The organism is Dissulfurispira sp. (genome assembly GCF_036745535.1).
Classification (GTDB): Bacteria; Nitrospirota; Thermodesulfovibrionia; order Thermodesulfovibrionales; family Dissulfurispiraceae; genus Dissulfurispira.
Genome location: NZ_DAIOFX010000129.1, coordinates 1 through 2,988, shown reverse-complemented (window position 1 = coordinate 2,988; position 2,988 = coordinate 1). Strand labels below are relative to the sequence as shown.

Annotated in this window: 5 protein-coding genes; 2 read left to right on the top strand and 3 right to left on the bottom strand. The window is 43.5% G+C overall.

Features of this window, described 5'->3' with window-relative positions; all coding sequences use genetic code 11:
- Nucleotides 1-183 precede the first annotated feature (183 nt).
- Nucleotides 184-741 carry a hypothetical protein gene (locus tag V7L97_RS11920; RefSeq protein WP_333656268.1) on the top strand — a complete coding sequence of 186 codons (558 nt, stop codon included), beginning with the start codon at nucleotides 184-186 and terminating at the stop codon, nucleotides 739-741.
- Nucleotides 738-1,421: an HAD-IA family hydrolase gene (locus tag V7L97_RS11915; RefSeq protein ID WP_333656266.1), complete on the top strand. Its 684-nt coding sequence runs from the start codon at nucleotides 738-740 to the stop codon at nucleotides 1,419-1,421. Before V7L97_RS11920 ends, V7L97_RS11915 begins: the two co-directional genes overlap by 4 nt.
- On the opposite strand, the gene nrfD (V7L97_RS11910) is transcribed toward V7L97_RS11915, so the two are convergent.
- The 3 genes from nrfD (V7L97_RS11910) to V7L97_RS11900 form a co-directional block, all read right to left on the bottom strand.
- Nucleotides 1,405-2,151: an NrfD/PsrC family molybdoenzyme membrane anchor subunit gene (nrfD, locus tag V7L97_RS11910; RefSeq protein ID WP_333656264.1), complete on the bottom strand. Its 747-nt coding sequence runs from the start codon at nucleotides 2,149-2,151 to the stop codon at nucleotides 1,405-1,407. The genes V7L97_RS11915 and nrfD (V7L97_RS11910) overlap by 17 nt on opposite strands.
- Nucleotides 2,058-2,636, bottom strand: a complete 579-nt coding sequence (gene nrfD, locus V7L97_RS11905) for an NrfD/PsrC family molybdoenzyme membrane anchor subunit (protein ID WP_333656261.1) — start codon at nucleotides 2,634-2,636, stop codon at nucleotides 2,058-2,060. Before nrfD (V7L97_RS11905) ends, nrfD (V7L97_RS11910) begins: the two co-directional genes overlap by 94 nt.
- A gap of 9 nt (nucleotides 2,637-2,645) precedes the next feature.
- A partial coding sequence (locus tag V7L97_RS11900) for a 4Fe-4S dicluster domain-containing protein (protein WP_333656259.1) occupies nucleotides 2,646-2,988 on the bottom strand: 343 nt, incomplete at its 5' end.

The following is a 2,988-nucleotide window of genomic DNA, read 5'->3' as shown; positions in this document are numbered from 1 at the left end:
CATACCATTGCCTGACAGACGCAAGTGTCTGCCAATTTTATAATTTCTTGGGCGAGTTTTGCGGCTGTAGCGAAAGGAGCATTAGAACTGTCAAAACAGAGCTTCTGAACGAAAGAGACTTATCCTTATCGCTGGACCACGGTATAAAATCGCTCAAATTAGGTTTAAGCAATTAGAGGAAGTATGGCAAGGTTCGAAGAAGTACAGATGACAATAGCAGAGTCTGCAAAGAATTATCTCGATATATACAACATGCAGGTTCTTATAGAGCAGTTCACCCTCGACAGGGAAGGCAGGTTTTCCCTGACACTGCCAAATATGGAACAGCCATTTCCAGTATCAGCAACCGTGTCCTTTATCTATGACGCCTTCCAGACAGGAATGACCCTGTACGAAGAGAGCACAACGGATGAAGACAGCGATGTGGATACATCTGTAGAACTGGAATTTACGGTAAAGCTTCCGATCATGAAGGACTATCCTGACATAGAGGCACTGATTGAAGAGGTAAGCGAGGAATATCCCGACACAGAGCCGATCCTGACAATCAGAGAGATCATCGGCAGTGACGAGCCTTTCAAGGAATACGAAATACATTACAGCTATAATATTGAGCCGGAGGATGCAACAGACAGCGAGTTGTTTGACGAGATATTTCAGGAATTGAAAGAGATCATGGAATTGATATACGAGAGGACAGAAAATTACATAGACCAGTCGTGGTACAGTGGTGAGGAATGATCCCGCTGAAAGAAATTAAATTCGTCCTTCTTGACATGGATGGAACGCTGCTCGACAAATATTTCGATGACTATTTCTGGGAGCATCTCGTCCCAGAAAAGTATGCAGAGAAGCACAAAATCACATTCGGAAAGGCAAAGGAAGAACTGCTCTCAAAGTACAAGGCACATGAAGGCACTCTGAACTGGACAGATATAGATTTCTGGTCGAGGGAGCTTGACCTCGACATCCCGGCCCTGAAAGAGCAGATAAAACACCTCATTGAAGTACATCCCCATGTTGAGGACTTCTTGAAAATGCTCAAAAAATACAAGAAAAAAGTCTACATGGTAACCAATGCCCATTACAAGGTTCTGGACATAAAACTGAAAAATACAGAGATAGGCAAATACTTTGACAAATGCATTACATCCTTTGAGATAGGCTATCCGAAAGAGATGGTAGAGTTCTGGGAGAAAACAGAAAAGATATTAAAGTTTGACAAAGAAAAAACCCTTTTTATTGACGATACAGCAGAGATACTCAGGACAGCAAAAAATTTCGGGATAAAATATCTCCTCTTAAAAACAAGGGCAAATTCAAAAAAACAGGCCCAAAAATACGCCAAGAAATACGATAAACCAATAAATGACTTTCCTGTTTTAAAGGATTTTAAAGAACTCCTTATTCAAGATCGGTAGATTTAATTTTCGGTTCAACTCTCAGCCTTCCTGTATGTATAGGAATAGCAAATTTAAGAAGCAGGGTATATATCAGCGCGCCGGCAGCCCATATCCCTATGGTTATGAGAACCTCCCTCATTGTTGGAAAATATTCGTATATTTCTCCGAGGGTGTCAGGAACAAAACCGGGAATTACAAGACCCATCCCCTTTTCGATATAGACACCAATGATTACGAAGATACACCCTAAGTTCAGGGTCTTGAAGTTCTCACGGGTCTTTGGATGCAGAAAAAGGGAAAAGGCAGTGACATTAAGTATTGTGGCTAACCAGATCCACGGCACAAGACCCGCTTTTCCATGGATGCCGAAATAGAGATATTTGATGGGCTCTGTATGTGCAGTGCCTGAATAAAACTCCTTGAATGCCTCTGCCCCAAGCAGGAACAGATTGATGCCCATTGCATATGCAATCAACTCCGCTATCTTGAAGATTGCGCTGTTTTCTATCTCGAGATCCGTTACCTTCCTTATAATCTGGAACAGGATCAGCATTAGGGCAGGACCCGAGCAAAAGGCAGATGCAAGGAATCTCGGAGCAAGAATAGATGCGTTCCAGAACGGCCTCGCTGCCAGACCGTTATAGAGAAATGCCGTTACAGTATGGATGCTGACCGCAACGGTATCGAGATCATGACCAGAGGACCGATTACAGACATCTTGTATTCCTTGCCGGTAAAAAACTTGCATACCACATACGAGGCAACTAAGGCATTGAGGATAAGATAGCTGTTCAATACAATCACATCCCACGCCAGCAACGATGAAGGGAAATTCATGCCACCGATAACAGGCAGGATATGCCATACGCGAAGCGGTTGACCGAGGTCAACCATTATGAACATGATGCACATTGTGATCGCTGTTATGGCCAGAAGCTCTCCAAACAGCACTATCTCTTTTATCGGTTTGAAATGGTACACATAGGCCGGAACGACAAGCAGCACAGCAGCGGCAGCAACACCGACAAGGAATGTAAAGTTCGATATATAAAAACCCCATGAGACCTGATCCCTCATGCCTGTTGTTATGAGGCCTTTCTCTACCTGTCCGATATATGCGATTATTCCGGTGGCTATCAATACCGACAGAAAGGCAAGCCATATAAAATATCTCTTATTCCCCTTCGCAACCTGCTGCAAGGCTATAAGGAAGTTTTCGACATAATATTTCATGTGTCCCTCCTATCTTCCGTAGGCAAAGAAATAATAAAACTTGGGATTTGTGTTCAAATCCTCCTTGAGTCTGAATACCCTCTTGTGCTCAATTGCATACCTGATCTCGCTTTCTGGATCGAGCAGATTGCCGAACTTCCTCGCGCCAACAGGGCATACCTCAACACATGCAGGATATCTGCCCTTCCTCGTTCTCTGTATGCAGAATGTACATTTCTCCACTACCCCTTTATATCTTGGACGGTTTCCAAGATAATGCGTATCAGGATTTATCTTATCATTCGGTCTCTTTGGCTCGCCCCAGTTGAAACGCCTTGCGCCGTATGGACATGCTGTCATGCAGTATCTGCAT